Here is a 17,748-nt window from a genome sequence, read left to right on the forward strand (position 1 = left end):
CATAGGCTTTATCTGGCGCGTATGAGACTATTGATTGCCCTGCTGTTTTTCATTTTCCCTGCTGCCGCCAGCGCGAAATGCGTGATCCTTTTGCATGGGCTGGCGCGGACCGAGGCTTCGTTTGCCGTGATGGAGGAGTTGTTCGAGGCACATGGCTATAAGGTCGTGCGCCCCGGGTACCCATCGACCGAAATTGGCATTCCGGAACTTGCTGAACAGACCCTGCCTGATGCTTTCGCTGCTTGCGGAGAGGATAAAGTCAATGTCGTTGCGCATTCCATGGGCGGCATCCTGCTGCGGTATTGGCTCAAGGATCATCACCCCGCCAACATGGGCCGCGCTGTCATGCTTGGCCCTCCGAACCAAGGCAGCCAGCTGGTTGACGAGCTCAGCGCGTGGGAGGTGTTCGGGTATCTGAACGGCCCAGCAGGGCTGCAACTGAGCACAGGGCCCGAAGGCATCCCTCGTCGTCTGCCACCGGTGGATTTCGAACTGGGTGTTATCGCAGGAAGTGAATCTCTGAACCTTGTGTTTTCCTCGATTATCGATGGTCCCGACGATGGCAAGGTTTCGATTGAAAGCACCAAGGTCGAAGGTATGACCGATCATCTTATCTTACCGGTGACGCATACTTTCATGATGAACAACCCGCAGGTCATGGCACAGGCACTGCATTTCATCGAATTCGGTCGGTTTGATCCGCAGATCACTTGGCTCGATGGCGTGATGGACATAATAGACGAGATCTGTATCGGGCAGGACTGCCCAGACCCGGACTCGGAGCGTTCACGATGACTGCTTTGAACCTGACATTGACCGGGGCAGAGGTTCTGTTGCCGGGTGAGGGTTTGGCTCGTGCTGATCTGACCATAGCAGAAGGTGCGATACAGGCAGAACCAACCGGGCGCCGGGTTGATCTGAGCGGCTATCTTGTCTTGCCCGGCATTATCGATCTGCACGGGGACGGGTTCGAACGCCATATCGCCCCGCGTCGCGGTGCGATGAAGCAGATGAACGAAGGCATTCTTTCGGTCGAGGCCGAGTTAGCTGCAAACGGCATTACCACCGCAGTGCTGGCTCAGTTTTACAGCTGGGAAGGCGGCGTGCGAGGACCGGACTTTGCGGCGCAGGTGTTTCAGGCCATTGCCGCCGTAAAAGACAGCACCGTCACGGACCTGATCCCTCAACTGCGGTTTGAGACCAATATGTTGGAGGACTATGCCGGATTGGCCCGTCGCATCGCTGATTGGCAGGTGCCTTATGTAGTGTTCAATGATCATCTGCCGCATGATCGCTTGGCGCAGGGTAAAAAGCCTCCACGCCTGACCGGGCAGGCGCTGAAGGCCGGGCGCAATCCAGATGCGCATTTTGAGATGTTGCTCAGCATGCATGCACGTCGAAACGAGGTGCCAGCGGCGGTCGAGGCGCTGTGTGCTGACCTAGGGGAGATGGGCGTACGTCTGGGCAGCCATGATGACGCCACCGCTGAAGCAAGGGAATGGTGGCACGATCAAGGTGTCCGTATTGCCGAATTCCCGGAAACGCTTGAGGCTGCCGAGGCGGCACGTTCAGCCGGGGATCACATCATCCTTGGTTCACCCAACGTGGTGCGGGGTGGATCGCATAAAGGAAACGCCAATGCGGTTGAGTTGATCGCCATGGGGCTCTGCGATGCGTTGGCGTCGGACTACCACTACCCCAGCCCGCGCCGGGCTGCATTGATGCTGTTCAAAACCGGTTTGCTTGATTTCGAAGGCGCGTGGAGCCTGATTTCTTCGGGTCCGGCCAAAGTGCTGGATCTGCCGGACCGGGGCACACTTACCCCCGGCAAACGGGGTGATTTGGTCATTCTCGATGCGGCTACCCACCGGGTCGCAGCGACCATGGCCGGTGGGCGTATCAGCCACATGTCAGGGGACATTGCGGCACGCTTTCTGAACGGAACGAGGCCGTAAATAAAGTGCTACTTTATCGCTTGATCCTGTTGAAATGCCCCATCTTGCGTCCTGCTTTGACCTCGGCTTTGCCGTATAGATGAAGCGCGACATCCCGTTCACGGGCCAATTCGGGCACACGATCCATGTCGTTGCCGATCAGATTCTCCATCACCACATCCGAATGGCGCTGCCCGTCGCCCAAAGGCCAGCCCGCCACGGCGCGAATATGCTGTTCGAACTGATCAACAGCACAGCCGTTCTGCGTCCAGTGGCCCGAGTTGTGCACGCGCGGTGCAATCTCGTTCACTATCAAACCAGCGGGCGTGACGAACAGTTCTACCCCCATGACACCCACATACTCCAACGCATTCAGGATGTTGGCCGCCAGCAGGATTGCATCTGTGCGCTGGGCAGGGGACAGGCGGGCAGGGATCGTGGTGGTGTGCAGGATACCGTCGCGATGTACGTTTTCGCCCGGATCGAAACAGGCCACCTGGCCGTCCAACCCTCGTGCTGCAATGATCGACACCTCGTGTGAGAAGTCTACGAACCCTTCCAGAATAGCAGGCGCGCCCGCCATGTCGGCCAAAGCAGCCTCGGCGTCCTCGGGGCTGCGCAACCGCGCCTGCCCTTTTCCGTCATAGCCAAAGCGGCGGGTTTTCAGGATGGCCGGTGTCCCGATTTGTTCAATTGCCGTACTCAGGCTGTCCAGATTGGAAACATCCGCAAACGGGGCCGTTTTCAGGCCCAGGTCTTGCAGGAAATTCTTCTCGGTCAAACGATCCTGGCTGACCCGCAGCGCTTCGCGCCCCGGACGGATCGGCCGGTGGGCTTCCAGAATGTCCAGCGCCTCGGTCGGGATGTTTTCGAACTCATAGGTGATCACATCCACCGCGTCGGCAAATGCTTTCAAGGCATCGATGTCGTCGTAGGCTGCCGTCGTGACACGATCCGCGACTTGCCCGGCGGGTGGGTTTGCGCCCGGTTCATAGATATGTGTGACAAAGCCCAGCCTTGACGCTGCCACTGACAGCATCCGGCCCAGTTGACCGCCCCCCAGAATTCCGATCACCGCGCCTTGGGCAAGCATTTCTGCCATCTTCAACTCTCCAAACGTTTGCCAATTGCACTCAACGCCGAATGCAGCGCGTCATGCGCGCCCTGATCCTTCAGGGTTTCTGTCATCTGCAAGCTCAATGTGCCTTCTGTCGCCAGAGCGTCACGCTCTTGCGCTAGCCGACCTGCGTTGCCTTTTTCCATCGTTGCCAGGAAGCCCGACATCAACTGGGTCGTATAGAACTCGGCCTTATCGGCTTCACCAGTTACATCGCCTAGCCACTTGGCACCAGTGGCCATCAGATCCAAAATGCCGGGAACCATGGCGCAAATTGCGAAATGTGCGTTCAGCGCGGATTCGTCCGCAACCTTGACCACAGGGTTCTCGGGCTCAAAAAGGTCGGCCAACAACCGATCGTTGCCAAAAGCAGCCATTGGGCAGCCTCCGGTTTCCAGAAAGCCCAGAGGAATGGTCTGCACGAAATCTGCCGCCGGTGCGCAAAGCCGAGCAAGTTGCTCAGCGGAAACCGCAGCCATGACTGAAACGATCTGCTGGTCCGCGCGAAAGGTTAGAGGGGTCAGAACCTCAGCCGCGATATGCGGGCGCAGGCACAGGAACACGATGTCCGAGGCGTCGAGCACTGCCTGGGGTTCAGCAATCGTCACGCCCAACTCGGCCTTCAAAGCGGCTGATACTTCGGTATTGCGCTCAGTCACGCAAATGTCGTGCCCTTTGGCAGCCATCAGCCGCGCGATTGGGGCGGCGATATGGCCCGTGCCGATAAGACCGATGCGGCTCATCCCTGCGGTTCCTCAGGGATTGAAGCCGACAACGCCTCGCGCCAGCTGTCCAGCCGTTCTGCCAAAGCCTCGTCTTGCAGAGCCAGAATGCCGGCTGCCATCAAACCGGCGTTGGCTCCTCCAGCGGACCCGATTGCCATGGTCGCAACGGGAAAACCCTTGGGCATTTGCACGATGGAATACAGCGAATCCACGCCTGACAGGGCACGTGTCTGTACGGGAACTCCGATCACAGGCACCCGCGTTTTCGATGCCATCATGCCGGGCAGGTGCGCAGCGCCGCCAGCGCCCGCGATGATCACGTGCAATCCACGCGATACGGCGGTCTTGCCATAGTCCCACAGCCGGTCTGGTGTGCGGTGGGCCGATACGATGCGCGCTTCATAAGCGACGCCCAGTTCGTCCAGAATATCTGCGGCTTCTTTCATCGTGGGCCAGTCAGATTGGCTGCCCATGATGATCCCGACTTTCACTTCGCTCATCCGCTTTTGTCCCTGCGCTCAGAAAGAGCGCGCACTATAGCCAAATCCGGTTCTCTGGCAATGCGCTACAGGGCGTTCAGGCAATGATATCGGGGGTCAGGCGGTCTTCGATGATGCGGATGATGTCTTTCAGACGCAGTTTCTCTTTTTTCAGTCGTCGTAACGTCAACTGATCCGCAGTTCCCCGGTCATGCAGCGCTTCAATCGCTTCGTCCAGATCGCGGTGCTGACGGCGGAAAACTTCCAGTTCAACCCGCAGAACTTCATCAGTTTTCATGGAAAGATCAGTGGGCGCGTTCATTGGCGACTCGGGGTTGTTGTGGTGCTTGCCCAACAAGATAGTGTGTCAGACGTTATCGCGCCAGACCTTGTGGACATCCTGGTTTCTTCCCATATTCTATTACAGGCGGTTGCCAGAACGGGGCCGCACACCACGTCGCTTTGACAATAAAGGACGAAAATACGTGTCGAAACTTACTCTTGGCTCATACCCGCATCTTTTGGGGTTCGAGCAACTGGAACGCCTTCTGGAACGGTCTGCAAAGGCTGGCAACGAAGGATACCCGCCCTATAACATCGAACAAACTTCGGACTTTTCCTATCGCATCACTCTTGCGGTTGCGGGGTTCGCCGAAGAGGATCTGTCGATCACGATCGAGGATCGCCAGCTGGTGATCCGGGGCCGTCAACGCGACGACAGCGAGGGGCGTATATTCCTGCATCGCGGCATTGCGGCGCGCCAGTTTCAGCGCATGTTCGTGCTGGCTGACGGTGTCGAAGTGGGCGAGGCGATCATGGAAAACGGTCTGCTGCATGTGGATCTGACCCGCGCCGTGCCGGAAGCTGTGGTGCAGACCATCAACATACGCAAGGGGTAAGAGCAATGAATACACCGATAGAACTCAACACCGAAGGCGACCGTATCGTTTATGTCAAAACGGTCGAGGTTGCCGATCTGCCGCGTGATCTGCGCGATCAGGCAGGGGATCTGGACCAGCTTTACGCTGTGCATGATTCCGATGGGCAGCAGCTGGCGCTGGTGGCCGACCGCAAGCTGGCTTTTGTGCTGGCCCGCCAGCATGACTTGTCCCCGGTGGCCGTTCACTGAACGGCCTCTCTGCGCCTATTGGGGCGTGACAATTCCCGCAACACAAGCGACACATACGAACTGGCGGACTATGCCGCTTTCACCTGTCACCGGGATATAATCGCATGAGCTGGTTCGAATTCGATTGGGTAGACGCCTTCAGTGACCGCGCCTTTGGTGGCAATGGATGTGCTGTGGTTCATGACGGTGCACATCTGCCCGAGCAGGTGTGCATGGCCTATGTGCGCGAAACCTCTCTGGTCGAATGCACCTTTACCGACCCATCCGACGTGGCCGATATCCGCGTACGGTACTTTCTGGCCAGCCGGGAAATTCCCTTTGCCGGGCATCCAACAATTGCCACTGTCGCTGCCATGCGGTCGCGTGGGATGATCGAAGGCGAAAGCCTGACGCTGGAAACCGGGGCAGGGGTCGTCTCGATTCGGTTGACAGGTGATGAGATCGAAATGACCCAGGTCGCACCTCAATTTGGTGCACATGTTCCGGTGGATCTGGTGGCTTCGACTATCGGCCTTCCTGAAAGCGCTATAATCTCTCCGCCTCAGTTTGTTTCAACCGGTCTGCCGTTCTGCATCACCGTTCTGCGCGACCATGAGGCCTTGCGCGCGGCTCAACTGGTCGAGGGTCCTTTGAGAAAAGTAGCCGAGGCCGCCGGATTTTCGGGTTCGGATATGGCTGAACCCTTTCTGGTCACGCTGGAAGGAGCCACCGATGCAGGTGATACGTTCTCGCGTCTGTTGCTCGCCCCTCCCAGCCCGCCCGAAGACCCGTTCACTGGGTCTGCTACGGGCGCCATGGCGGCGTATCTTTGGAAATATGGATTGATGTCCAAAGACAGTTTCATCGCGGAACAGGGCCACGACATGGGACGTCCCGGACAGGCCACTGTCACGCGAGTTGGCCCGACAGATGGAATGACCGGGATCAAGGTCGCTGGACGAGGGCATGTGTTGATGCGCGGGCAGGTCGATCTGCCGACGGATAAATAGACAGGAACCGGGATTTCGCAATTTTGAGCGGAACGTCTGATCAACAGAACCTCCGCTGAACTGGCCGCGCATGGCCACGCCGCGATGTGAAATCGCACACTATACTGTCTTTACCGCCTTGGCGCAGGTCGCATCCAGTCCAGTGGCTTGATCGACGCGGACCGAGGGTCGATTCCATGTCGGGCGCAAAGCGCATCGAGATATGATCCCGGTATCGGTAGTCCGGCCAGTTGGGTTGCCAACAGCTTTTTCTGATGACCGTAGACATGAACCGAATGCGTAACTTCGCCCTCGATCTCGTCCAGCGCCACGTTCGGGTCATGCAACTTCCAAAGCTCGGCAGGTGCCAGCGGATAGAGGGTCTCGGCCGCCATCGCGTACTTGTCTTCACCGGTTTGGCGCAAGAAATGCCCAAAGGCTTTTGGGCCAGAGCTGCCCCAGGGCAGGCTTTCTATACCCCAACTTTCACCGTTTGCGATACGCTCACGATTATGCCGTCTTGCACGCCGACCACGCCATGGTTGGGTTGGGTTTGCCGACATCACGAAATCCTGCATCAGCCCAAGCGTTTGGGAGTTATTGGGCAAGCGTAGAACCCCGGTTGGAAAGTCGTCGGCTTTGGAACGCGCGAACACCCAATCAGACGCAAAGTCGAAGGCTTTCACGCAATATGCGTCGAGATCGACCCAGATGACCTCGCTTTGATGAATCAGATGCAATCTGAAGATATCTGAAAATACGGCTACGCCCTGTCGGTCTCCGGGTTGCAGGGGAAAGGGCGGGGGCCAGAAGACGTCGCTGGCAGGGCGCGTCTGGACACCTGCGGGGATGCCTTGTGTCTCGTGCGGGAGATACAGAACAAACGCATGCCCTTGGTCCAGAAAGGATTGAATGCAAATCTGCTCAAGCCAGGTCAGATCGGACCCGAACCAGAAACTGGCAATGGTTGGCAAAGTGCGAGTCATGGTTCGTGTCTACCCGGCATCCCGCCACACAGCACCAACCCGTGCAGCGCTTGTCAATCAGGACAAACAAAAACGGCCCCCGGAAACCGGAGGCCGAAAGGTCTTGGTGCGCTGGTGTCAGCTTGCAGCGATCAGGCCCATGCTTTCCAGTTTCAACAGCACCTGATGGGCACAGTTGTCAACGTCGACATTCTCTGTCTCGACGGACAACTCTGGGTTCTGGGGCACGTCATAGGGGTCAGAGATGCCGGTGAACTCTTTGATCTTGCCCTCGCGCGCCAGCTTGTACAGCCCCTTGCGGTCACGGCGTTCGCATTCCTCAATCGAGGTCGCAACATGCACTTCACAGAAGGCACCGAACTGTTCGATCTCTTCCCGAACCGCCCGGCGGGTGGTCGCATAAGGTGCGATCGGTGCACAGATGGCGATACCACCGTTTTTGGTGATCTCACTTGCCACATAGCCAATGCGGCGGATGTTCAGGTCGCGGTGCTCTTTCGAGAAACCCAGTTCTGACGAAAGGTTCTTACGCACGATGTCTCCATCCAGCAGCGTCACGGGACGGCCACCCATTTCCATCAGCTTGACCATGAGCGCGTTGGCAATGGTCGATTTGCCCGAGCCTGAGAAGCCGGTGAAGAACACGGTAAAGCCCTGTTGGCTGCGTGGCGGCTTGGTTTTGCGCAGTTCGGCCACAACCTCGGGGAACGAGAACCATTCCGGGATTTCCAAACCCTCGGCCAGACGGCGGCGCAGTTCTGTGCCGCTGATGTTCAGGATGGTGACATCATCTTTATCGAGAATCTCGTCATTCGGCTCGTATTGAGCGCGTTCCTGCACATAAACCATGTGTTTGAAATCAACCATCTCGACGCCAATTTCATCTTGGTATTGGCGGAACAAGTCCTGCGCGTCATAGGGGCCATAGAAATCTTCCCCGGCTGAATTCTTGCCCGGACCGGCATGGTCGCGCCCGACGATGAAGTGCGTGCAACCGTGGTTGGCGCGGATCAGACCGTGCCAGACCGCCTCGCGCGGGCCCGCCATGCGCATCGCCAGGTTCAACAGCGACATTGAGGTGGTGGATGCCGGGTATTTGTCCAGAACGGCCTCATAACACCGCACGCGGGTGAAGTGATCCACGTCTCCGGGCTTGGTCATGCCGACCACAGGGTGGATCAGCAGGTTGGCCTGTGCTTCCTTCGCGGCGCGGAAGGTCAGTTCCTGATGCGCACGGTGCAGCGGGTTGCGGGTCTGGAAGGCCACGATGCGGCGCCAACCCAGCTTGCGGAAATAAGCGCGTAGTTCGTTCGGTGTATCGCGGCGGGCGCGGAAGTCATAGTGAACGGGCTGCTGAACGCCCGTCACCGGACCGCCGAGATAGACCTTGCCAGCCACGTTGTGCAAGTAGTTGACTGCCGGGTGTGCGTCGTCATCGGCACCAAACACCTTCTCGGCTTCGCGCGCCTTGTCCGGCGTCCAGCGGTCGGTCACGGTCATGGTGGCAAGGATCACGCCTTCCTGATCGCGCAGGGCGATGTCCTGGCCCAGTTGGATGCTGTCGGCAAAGTCTTCGCTGACATCCAGCGTGATCGGCATTGGCCAGAGCGTGCCATCGGCCAGGCGCATATTCTCCACCACGCCGTCATAGTCGGCCTCGGTCAGGAAGCCCTTCAGAGGGTTGAACCCGCCATTCATCAGCAGTTCCAGATCGCAAATCTGGCGTGGGCTCAGGTCATGGCTGGTCAGATCCGCCGCCTCAACCTTCAGTTTCTGGGCGGACTCGTAGGACACATAAAGTTCTGGGATCGGGGCCAGATTGCTTAACATCGTCATTGGAATACTCTTATCGCAGTGTTGATTAGCCAGTGGGTATCAGGCGTTTTCGGGGCATTTGCACTGACTGTTGGGCAAAGTCCACCGGCGTCAATGAAACAAAGGAGGATATGCGCTGATTTTTTCCGAATTGGAAGGAATTTCTAACTTGAAAGCACGCCGTGTGACACGGTTCTTCGGAATGGAATGAATCCCCTTAGGCAGAGTATGACTGTTCCTGTTTTTGTCCGTTTGGCTCTAGTTGCGAGGCGCGCATCACTGGCAGGGCGGGAATCGGCTCTGAGACACCGCGCAGTTCGAAAGCTCTGATCTCTGCTTGTGCCACATCCACACCTGCGGCGCGCAGCAATTCGTCAGAAACCAGCAGTTCGACACCCAGCGCTTTGGTTTCGCTTTCCAGGCGGCTGGCCACATTGACTGCATCACCGATGATTGTTTTTGCGGCGTGGCCTTGCGCGCCGATTTCGCCCACGACCAGATCGCCAAGATGCAATCCCATACCGATGCGTATTCCGGGGCTTCCTTCAGCCTCAAGCTGTTCGTTGAACAGATCCAGCGCCCGGCTGATCGCGATCGCCGCATTTAACCCGGCGCGGGCCGAGGTTGCCGCATCGCGTTTTTCAAAAACCGCCAGCAGCCCGTCGCCCATATATTTATCCACGATTCCGCCTTCGCCTGTAATGGCGGGCACCACCGCATCAAAAAACCGGTTCAGTAAAAACACGATGTCATAGGGCAGCTGCCCCGTTGTGCGGGCGGTAAAGCCTCGCATATCCAGAAACAGAACCGCCAATTGACGTTCCTCTCCCTGGCTGGCGTGTCCACGAATGCGTCCTCCATCTGGTCGGAAGACACGGAAAACGGTGGTCGGCTCTGTGGGGCGGATCTGGCATGCCAGCCGCGTCTGGGGCGAAGCGCCAACCGCAGCCAGACTGCGCGCCTCGACCTCGCTGGGTGGCGGCAACGCGTTGCCGCCGTCTTCGACTATGACACGGCATGTTGTGCAGCGTCCTTTGCCACCACACAAGGCCGCATGGGGGACGCCGTTGGCTTGGGAAATCTCAAGCAATGTCATGCCCTTTTCCGCGACCACTTCGGGTCCTCGGGCATAGGAGACACGTACGGAATGCCTGCGCCGCCATAATTTACGCCCAATGAACACGAGGCCCGTTACGCCCAAAGCCATCCAAAAGGCCATCAGGGCGTTGTCTTTGACGCTGAACAGCGTCTGAAAGGCTTCGGGGGACGGCCAGTTATAGTGCTCGATATACTGCTCGCGCAGGAATTCGTCAGAAAAATCGGCCCAGATGCGGCGCCCTTCGGTCAGCAGGCCAGCCAGTGCGAACAGTGGAACAAAGACCGCGACGCCGATCAGATAAGGTACGGAACGCGACCACCATTTGGTCAGTCGCAGCCACATATGCAGGCCGATGCACCCATGCACCCAGACGATCAGAAGCAGCGCACTTTGCATCCAGACCGCAATGCTGGGCCACATCAGGATGATAATGTATCCCATCTCGTCATTGACGTCATAAACCTCATGCGCGACCCGTGTGTGAATAATGTGCGAGATCAGTTGCAAAGGGATCAGCAGGCCCAGCACGACTTGAAGTGCTGTGCTGAATGGCATGCGCAATGTCCTGCGCTGCGCGATAGACACGAGGGCAAGACCGGCATGAACGAACAGCGCCGCGTAGAGAAGTACGCTCATGGCGTCGTGGCGCGTCACCTCTTTCCGGCCATCCTGCATACCGTGCAGATAATCGGTATGAAACAGGCCCAGGCCGATGTTGATGAAGTGAAAAAACGCAAAGACAAACAGGATCAGGCCGCTGCCGATCCGAAGTCGGGTTGCCCACCCGCCGCGCCAAAGAGCGTTGTTCAAAAGCTCACCCGTTTTTCGCCTGTCTTTCGACAATCCTGATACGGCACTGTGACAGGGTCAAGGCGGCACGGCGTGGTCCCCAACCCGTGTCGAGGACCAAAGATCGCTATTATTCGTTTTCGGCCAGGAAACGTTCGGCATCCAGCGCGGCCATGCAGCCCATACCGGCACTAGTGACGGCCTGACGGTAAACGTGGTCTGTCAGATCACCTGCCGCGAATACACCCGGAACCGAAGTCTCAGTAGTGCCCGGCTTGGTAACGACATAGCCGCCCATATGGGTTTCCAGCGTGTCTTTTACCAGCTCGTTCGCCGGGGCGTGACCGATGGCAACAAAAACACCTTTGCACGGAATCTCTGTGATCTCGCCGGTTTTGACATGTTTGACGCGCACGCCTTCCACACCCAAAGGCGCGTCAGTGCCGATCACTTCGTCCAACTCGTGGAACCACAACGGTTCGATCTTTTCGTTTTTCATCAGCCGGTCTTGCAGGATCTTTTCCGCCCGCAACTCATCCCGGCGGTGGATCAAAGTGACCTTGCTGGCGAAGTTGGTTAGGAAAAGGGCCTCTTCCACAGCAGTGTTGCCGCCGCCGATCACCACGATTTCCTGCCCGCGATAGAAGAACCCGTCACAAGTGGCGCAGGCCGATACCCCAAAGCCTTTGAATTTCTCTTCGGACGGTAGGCCAAGCCATTTGGCGCGCGCGCCAGTGGCCAGGATAACCGCATCTGCGGTGTATGTTGTGCCACTGTCGCCTTTGGCGGTGAAGGGGCGTTGGCTGAGGTCCAGATCGCTGATGATGTCGCCGATCACTTCACAACCCATCGCCTTTGCATGGTCCTGCATGCGCACCATCAGGTCCGGGCCCTGAACCTCGGTATCGCCGGGCCAGTTTTCAACTTCGGTAGTCGTGGTTAATTGGCCGCCGGGCTCGATCCCCTGAACCAAAATGGGCTCCAGCATGGCACGGCTTGCATAAACCCCTGCGGTGTATCCTGCGGGCCCTGACCCGATGATCAGAACCTTGGTGTGTCGTGTGTCGGCCATGCTAACCCCGCTCGAATTGCCTGAATTGGGCCGTTAGCCCGTTGCCCCGATATAGCGCCCGACCGACCCGGCTTAAACCCCCATCCTGATCATGGCCCTGTGCACTGCACTGGAAGGAATTGAGCGATTTGAAAACAAAGAAAATTGCGCATGTGCGAAACATTATTGCGCGCGCTTAGGGGGCTGATATAAGAACCGCAAAAATCAGGAGCATTTTATGGTCACGACTCGGCTGGATGAAATTGATCGCAAGATTCTGGCGGAATTGCAGGCAGACGGTCGCATGACCAATGTCGAACTGGCCAAAAGGGTTGGCATCTCGGCTCCACCTTGCTTGCGCCGGGTGCGCACACTGGAAGAATCCGGCTATATCACCGGCTATCATGCCGAGGTCAATTCACGTGAGCTTGGATTCGAAGTGCAGGTGTTTGCCATGGTCGGGCTGGACAGCCAGGCCGAAACCGAACTGCGCGCGTTCGAGGAACGCTGCCGCGAATGGCCGCTGGTTCGGGAATGCCACATGCTAAATGGCGAAGTGGACTTCATCCTGAAATGCGTCGCACCCGATCTTAGCAGTTTCCAGCAGTTTTTGACCGGCGAACTGCTGACCACGCCGAACGTGGCCAGCGTCAAGACTTCGCTGGTTATCCGCGGCGCAAAAGACGAGCCAGGCGTGCCGTTCGACGTCCTGGAAGACCGTATGAACCGGATGGCGTAACGCCGACACGTTTCGGATGTGCGGTGTTTGGTGGCAGCATCGCAGCCACCGCAAGGGATAGAACCCAACTTAGTACCAGCTGCATGATGCCCCCCATAATGCAGTACCTATTATCACACTCAGGCTGACATCGCGTCGATCTCACCATCTCCGGCGCGCGGCATCAGCAGCGGACCAAAATCGTTGAGCGACTCGATGTGAGCGAACAGGTTCAAATAAATCGACCGCAACGAATGGCTGATCATGCGAACCGCGTTCACACCTGGGTGATATGTCTCGAACTGTAAACCATCTACACGAATAACGGAATGCCGTTTGAGGCAAATGTGAAACAGTTCGACTGGTGTTGGTGGCATTGTTTCAATCACACCCATCCCATCCTGAAATTCAGAGACCGGTGTCAGAATCGGTTCACCCCCATGCAGGTGCCGCAAATGCCCCGGAGACCCGACGATTCGCGCCGCAGGTCCGGCAATTACGCCCGACATCGGCTTTTGCATCCCAAACGTGTCAGCCATGATCCGAGTCAGCGGGCGGGTCCGCCCACGTGAATCCTCACGCCCCGGGATCAGAGTGACAGACCCCTTCCACAATACAGTTTGCGAACTGCCATCCTGCGTCAGAACCGTGTCGCCTGGCATCAGGTCCTCGATCGCAATCGGTCCGTGTTCCGTTTCAACCAGCGATCCGCGCGAAAAGGCGCAAAAGGCGTCTTCAAACATCGGCAGAGCGGGTGCGATGTGACGGGTTTGAGCCACGTCTCCGTTTGGCAGCAGGCTGCTGACTTCGTAGCGGCGCAGTTGCGCTTTGGGTTTTGCGACCGGTCGCGGTGCTTCCCGCAACATGGCCGACGTTTCGATGGCATTTCTGGCCGCACGGGCCAATGAATTAGGAATAGTCATAAATATTCCGTCCCCTCAAATGTCCGAACAGGCCTGGCGTACCCCCGTACAGGCCCACCTGACGAACAGGTTCTTTGTCTTGAAACGAATGGAAGACCCTTGGACGGTGACCGTTCTGGCCCCGCATGACGACAAAATCTCGCTTTCCAATGGTCAACACATTGACCCCCCAGACAAACTCGTACTTCACGGGCGGCAATTGCCCGCACACACACAAACTCCTGAAAAAAGACGTAAATTTTTACTTACGACTTACGCGACATCGGGCCGGAGCCTGCCCGTTGCACGTTTACCCCGTATTTAGACCGGCAGCTTGGTCTTGGGGTTCTCCTGCTTCACCGCCGGGGCGCAATACGGCTGGCAACCCTGGCAGAATGGCTTGATACCCGTTTCCACGGCATTTCCAGCTTATGGTCCCGAGTGGCGGCTACCATGGCCTTGAGAAAGCGGGATTTGGGTTTCATGTTTCTGGTCCTGCATTGCGCGGGAAGGTATTTCCCGCATCCTTCATGAACCTTTTGTGACGGCGATTTGCGGCACGGATAAGGCTTAACAGGGATGTTTTGCAGACAAGAAATAAATATGCACAGTCCTTTCACTCAACGAGCCAGCGTTCAAAACACGAACGTCAGATACCCATCTGATAGCTGGCAAAACTCGTCACGAATCTTGAGTCCGGTAAACACAAAAAATGTGGCGGAAAAGTGGCGAGGTGCCTAAATCTGGACCTGAATCACAATCTTATGACCGAGATCAGCCTGCCGTAATCGGCCTCGTTCCTGTGCGTTGCACGGCGATAGGAATAGAACCGATCCGGGTCGGAATAGGTACAATGTCGGGTCCACTCTGACTGCCCAACGCCAGCCTGCCGCAGCCTGTGCAGGCCAAAAGAAGGCAGGTTGAATTGCAGCCGGTCATCCTGTCCGTTTGCAAAGAACCGCGTGTTTTCTGGAGAATCGGCGATGAATGCGTCCAGAAATTCGGGGCCCACTTCATAGGCGCGTTGCGAAATGCTGGGGCCGATCACGGCACGGATGTCGTTTCGATTGGCACCAAGCGCTTCCATGGCATCCAGCGTGGCTTCTAACACACCGTCCAACGCACCGCGCCAGCCCGCATGGGCAGCACCGATTACCTGAGCATTTGGGTCCGCAAACAGAACTGGCTGACAATCCGCAGTGAGAATCGTCAACGCGAGGCCAGGGGTCGCGGTGACGATGGCATCCGCCTTGGGCCGTTCGCCCTGAACCGGGCCTTCAACTGTCAGAACTGTCGGAGAATGGACCTGATGCACACCGATCATCGCCTCGGGTGTAACCTCCATTGCGTCCGCCACCCGCTTGCGGTTCAGCGCCACGACCTCAGTCTGGTCAGACGAGCCATAGCCGCAATTCAAACCGCCAAAGATGCCGGACGAGGCCCCGCCGCGACGGGAAAAGAACCCATGACGCATTGGCGACAGCAAGTCTGAGGTCAGAATTTCCAGTGTCATGGCTCTAGTCCTGGCGGTGGGGCGGCATAGGCCGGGAAAAGGCCCATCACTTTGAACAGATTTCCCATTTCATCCGGGTGCGTCAACCGGCGATGCGCGGCAATCAATACATCCAGCTCAGAACCGCTCAGCGCCTTGGACAATGCCTGCGCGCGCGCTGTGATTCCAAGCCGCTCCAGAAACACGCCCTGAGGTGTCACGCGTGTATGGCGACACCCACAGGCACGGGTTGCTTCGGCCAAAGGCTCAAAATCCACATGTGCAGTCAGATCGGCCTGACCCGGTGCCGCCAGAGGTTCAGTGCGTTCGTGGTTTTGCAGGGCCTGCAACGTGTCGCCCAGCGAATGCCAGTCGCCATAATCGACGATCAGAGCCGCACCACCATGGCTGGCGATCCGGCCAGCAATCACGGTCAAAATGGGAATCGCTGCCGCACATAGCTCGATCAGATCACCGTCTATAGTGTCTGCAAGCCTGTCCTTCAACGCTGCTTGCGGCCCGATTGGGCCCCGCCCAAACAGCAGCGCGCCGTCCCGCTCACCCACCAAGCGTTCACTCCACCCGTCGCCATCACGCAGAAACTGACGAATAGGCAGGGCATCAAAGAACTCGTTTGCCACCAAGAACAGAGGCTGGTCCGGCAGGTCTGAGACGCTGTCTATCCAGGTCGGCGCGTAATCCTTCAGGGTCTCGGCCTGCACCTGTTTCAACGCCGGTGAGACCTCGACCAGTGTCACTCTTGCTGCATCGTGGAACCCGGGTACACCCCGCGTCGCGCGTAGAATGTCGGCCATAAGTGTGCCGCGCCCCGGACCCAGCTCGCATAAGGTAAACGGCGCAGGCTTTCCCTGATCCATCCAGCATTGCGCCAAAGACAACCCAACCAGTTCTCCAAACATCTGACTGATCTCAGGCGCGGTGGTGAAATCCCCCTTGGACCCGAGTGGATCGCGGGTTGTGTAATAGCCCAGCGTGGGGTGCAACAGGCATTCGGCCATGTAGTCTGCCACGCTCATCGGCCCATCCTGCCGGATGCGGGCGACCAGATGATCGGTCAGGGTCATGTCGCTCGCCGCGCGCGCAGGGCGAACCAAAGGCCAATCGCGATCATCGGCAGCGACAGGATTTGACCCATGGTCAGGCCATAGCCGCCCACATGCCAGGCCAGCCCCAGCGGGTTGCCGGGTGACACGAACTGAGCATCCGGTTGACGGAAGAACTCGACAATAAAACGCGACGCGCCATATCCCGCCAGAAACAGGCCCATGATCATGCCCGGTTTTTTAAAGGCCCCTCTGCGATAGACCAGCCACAGCAGCAATGTGCCCAACAACACGCCCTCAAGCGCGGCTTCATACAGTTGTGACGGGTGCCTTGCGCACATTCCCGCAACCACGCCGGGACAATCCTGTGCGGCGAAGCCGGGGAAAATCACGGCCCAAGGTAGCTCACTTGGTCGGCCCCACAGTTCTGCATTGACGAAGTTGGCCAGCCGCCCCAACAGCAGGCCGGGCGGAACGGTGTAGGCGACCAGATCACCCAGCGACAGGGCGGGGATCTGATGTCGGCGGGCAAACATGTAGGACGCGAGGATAACGCCCAGCAGGCCGCCATGAAACGCCATGCCGCCTTGCCAGACTTTCAGAATCTCTAACGGGTTCGATAAGTAATAGGCTGGCTGATAAAACAGCACAAAGCCAAGCCTGCCACCCAGAATCACGCCCAGAATGATCCAGGTGACCAGATCCTCCAGCTGATCCGGTTTCATCGGAGGGGTATCCGCGGGCCATAGGGCAGGGCGCCGCAGCGCCACAGCGGCAAGTCGCCAGGCGATTAGAATCCCGGCAATATAGGCCAGCGCATACCACCTTAACGCGAACTCCATCCCGAACAGTGAGATCGAGAACAATTCGGGCGACAGATCGGGGAAGTTCAGAACAGCCTGCATGTGCGTCTCATTGCCCGGGGTTTGCAGGGCAAGTCAACCTTGAGCCTGCGCCATTCTTTGCCCATATACAGATAAACTGTGAGACCGGAGTGTACACATGCAGACCCGCAACAAGATCCTGGACGACGTGTCCCAACTGATGACCAACGCCATGGGCGTGGCGCAAGGCGCGCGGGAAGAGGCCGAGAACGCGATGAAGTCGATGATCGACCGCTGGCTGGCCGACCGCGATTTCGTTACCCGCGAAGAATTTGACGCTGTCCGCGCCATGGCCCAGAAAGCGCGCGAAGAAAATGCAGCGCTTGAGGCGCGTATTGCTGCGCTCGAGGCGAAACTGGAAAAATAACGCCCGGGCGTTTTCCGTTTTCAAATTGTCTGGACAAAGCTTAAAGCCGCGCAATCCAGCCCGGATTGTGCGGTGACGTGTATTTTGGCGCGTCGCAGAATTTAATCAAGACAAAGCTGGTGCGACTGCCAATATTTTGATCGCCGTTGCCGACTGTCCACAACTTATTGCTGTTATCCCCAAGAAATAGGGTTGCCAGAACTCACGCCACATCGCACCATATTTAGTA

At 57.7% G+C, this 17,748-nt stretch carries 19 protein-coding genes; 7 read left to right on the forward strand and 12 right to left on the reverse strand.

Features of this window, described 5'->3' with window-relative positions; translation table 11 throughout:
* The first annotated feature begins 21 nt into the window (after positions 1-21).
* Both GS636_RS10945 and GS636_RS10950 read left to right on the forward strand, forming a co-directional pair.
* Positions 22-795: a triacylglycerol lipase gene (locus GS636_RS10945; RefSeq protein ID WP_171091697.1), complete on the forward strand. Its 774-nt coding sequence runs from the start codon at positions 22-24 to the stop codon at positions 793-795.
* Entirely contained in the window at positions 792-1,955 is a 1,164-nt protein-coding gene (locus GS636_RS10950; protein ID WP_171669478.1) for an alpha-D-ribose 1-methylphosphonate 5-triphosphate diphosphatase, read from the forward strand. The genes GS636_RS10945 and GS636_RS10950 overlap by 4 nt, the downstream gene beginning before the upstream one ends.
* A gap of 13 nt (positions 1,956-1,968) precedes the next feature.
* Here GS636_RS10950 and GS636_RS10955 read toward each other — a convergent pair whose 3' ends face one another.
* The 4 genes from GS636_RS10955 to GS636_RS10970 all read right to left on the reverse strand — a co-directional run bounded on the left by GS636_RS10955 (position 1,969) and on the right by GS636_RS10970 (position 4,577).
* Complete coding sequence (locus GS636_RS10955) at positions 1,969-3,036, reverse strand: 5-(carboxyamino)imidazole ribonucleotide synthase (RefSeq protein WP_171238343.1); 1,068 nt, start codon at positions 3,034-3,036, stop codon at positions 1,969-1,971.
* A gap of 2 nt (positions 3,037-3,038) precedes the next feature.
* Positions 3,039-3,794, reverse strand: coding sequence for an NAD(P)-binding domain-containing protein (locus GS636_RS10960; protein ID WP_171181403.1), 756 nt, complete (start codon positions 3,792-3,794; stop codon positions 3,039-3,041).
* Complete coding sequence (gene purE, locus GS636_RS10965; protein WP_171669479.1) at positions 3,791-4,276, reverse strand: 5-(carboxyamino)imidazole ribonucleotide mutase; 486 nt, start codon at positions 4,274-4,276, stop codon at positions 3,791-3,793. Before purE ends, GS636_RS10960 begins: the two co-directional genes overlap by 4 nt.
* 76 nt (positions 4,277-4,352) lie before the next feature.
* Positions 4,353-4,577 (reverse strand): YdcH family protein, encoded by a 225-nt coding sequence (locus GS636_RS10970; protein ID WP_050604880.1) that lies wholly within the window; start codon positions 4,575-4,577, stop codon positions 4,353-4,355.
* 163 nt (positions 4,578-4,740) lie between these two features.
* Here GS636_RS10970 and GS636_RS10975 point away from each other — a divergent pair, with 163 nt between their 5' ends.
* The 3 genes from GS636_RS10975 to GS636_RS10985 all read left to right on the forward strand — a co-directional run bounded on the left by GS636_RS10975 (position 4,741) and on the right by GS636_RS10985 (position 6,373).
* Entirely contained in the window at positions 4,741-5,154 is a 414-nt protein-coding gene (locus GS636_RS10975; protein WP_171091687.1) for an Hsp20 family protein, read from the forward strand.
* Positions 5,155-5,159: 5 nt separating this feature from the next.
* Positions 5,160-5,384 carry a DUF1150 family protein gene (locus GS636_RS10980; protein ID WP_171186401.1) on the forward strand — a complete coding sequence of 75 codons (225 nt, stop codon included), beginning with the start codon at positions 5,160-5,162 and terminating at the stop codon, positions 5,382-5,384.
* Between the two features lie 104 nt (positions 5,385-5,488).
* A complete protein-coding gene (locus tag GS636_RS10985) occupies positions 5,489-6,373 on the forward strand; it encodes a PhzF family phenazine biosynthesis protein (RefSeq protein WP_171669480.1) in 885 nt (294 codons plus the stop codon).
* Between the two features lie 110 nt (positions 6,374-6,483).
* On the opposite strand, the gene GS636_RS10990 is transcribed toward GS636_RS10985, so the two are convergent.
* From GS636_RS10990 to trxB, 4 genes are all read right to left on the reverse strand, one after another.
* Positions 6,484-7,338, reverse strand: coding sequence for a hypothetical protein (locus GS636_RS10990; protein ID WP_171669481.1), 855 nt, complete (start codon positions 7,336-7,338; stop codon positions 6,484-6,486).
* A gap of 117 nt (positions 7,339-7,455) precedes the next feature.
* A complete protein-coding gene (locus tag GS636_RS10995) occupies positions 7,456-9,174 on the reverse strand; it encodes a bifunctional sulfate adenylyltransferase/adenylylsulfate kinase (protein WP_171669482.1) in 1,719 nt (572 codons plus the stop codon).
* 196 nt (positions 9,175-9,370) lie between these two features.
* Positions 9,371-11,062, reverse strand: coding sequence for an adenylate/guanylate cyclase domain-containing protein (locus GS636_RS11000; protein ID WP_171669483.1), 1,692 nt, complete (start codon positions 11,060-11,062; stop codon positions 9,371-9,373).
* A 109-nt stretch (positions 11,063-11,171) separates the two neighbouring features.
* Positions 11,172-12,113: a thioredoxin-disulfide reductase gene (gene trxB, locus GS636_RS11005; RefSeq protein ID WP_171091675.1), complete on the reverse strand. Its 942-nt coding sequence runs from the start codon at positions 12,111-12,113 to the stop codon at positions 11,172-11,174.
* Positions 12,114-12,330: 217 nt separating this feature from the next.
* On the opposite strand from trxB, the gene GS636_RS11010 reads away from it, so the two are divergent.
* A complete protein-coding gene (locus tag GS636_RS11010) occupies positions 12,331-12,831 on the forward strand; it encodes an Lrp/AsnC family transcriptional regulator (protein ID WP_171091673.1) in 501 nt (166 codons plus the stop codon).
* Between the two features lie 119 nt (positions 12,832-12,950).
* Here GS636_RS11010 and GS636_RS11015 read toward each other — a convergent pair whose 3' ends face one another.
* The 4 genes from GS636_RS11015 to lgt form a co-directional block, all read right to left on the reverse strand.
* Positions 12,951-13,733 carry a Hint domain-containing protein gene (locus tag GS636_RS11015; protein ID WP_171091671.1) on the reverse strand — a complete coding sequence of 261 codons (783 nt, stop codon included), beginning with the start codon at positions 13,731-13,733 and terminating at the stop codon, positions 12,951-12,953.
* A gap of 733 nt (positions 13,734-14,466) precedes the next feature.
* Positions 14,467-15,225, reverse strand: a complete 759-nt coding sequence (gene pgeF / locus GS636_RS11020; RefSeq protein WP_171669484.1) for a peptidoglycan editing factor PgeF — start codon at positions 15,223-15,225, stop codon at positions 14,467-14,469.
* Entirely contained in the window at positions 15,222-16,289 is a 1,068-nt protein-coding gene (locus GS636_RS11025) for a class I SAM-dependent methyltransferase (RefSeq protein ID WP_171669485.1), read from the reverse strand. The genes pgeF and GS636_RS11025 overlap by 4 nt, the downstream gene beginning before the upstream one ends.
* Positions 16,286-17,173 (reverse strand): prolipoprotein diacylglyceryl transferase, encoded by an 888-nt coding sequence (gene lgt / locus GS636_RS11030; protein WP_171669486.1) that lies wholly within the window; start codon positions 17,171-17,173, stop codon positions 16,286-16,288. The genes GS636_RS11025 and lgt overlap by 4 nt, the downstream gene beginning before the upstream one ends.
* A 97-nt stretch (positions 17,174-17,270) precedes the next feature.
* Between lgt and GS636_RS11035 the strand changes: the two genes are divergently transcribed.
* Complete coding sequence (locus GS636_RS11035) at positions 17,271-17,519, forward strand: accessory factor UbiK family protein (RefSeq protein WP_171669487.1); 249 nt, start codon at positions 17,271-17,273, stop codon at positions 17,517-17,519.
* The last annotated feature ends 229 nt before the right edge of the window (positions 17,520-17,748 follow it).

The sequence above is a fragment of the Ruegeria sp. HKCCD4884 genome (genome assembly GCF_013110855.1).
GTDB lineage: Bacteria > Pseudomonadota > Alphaproteobacteria > Rhodobacterales > Rhodobacteraceae > Ruegeria.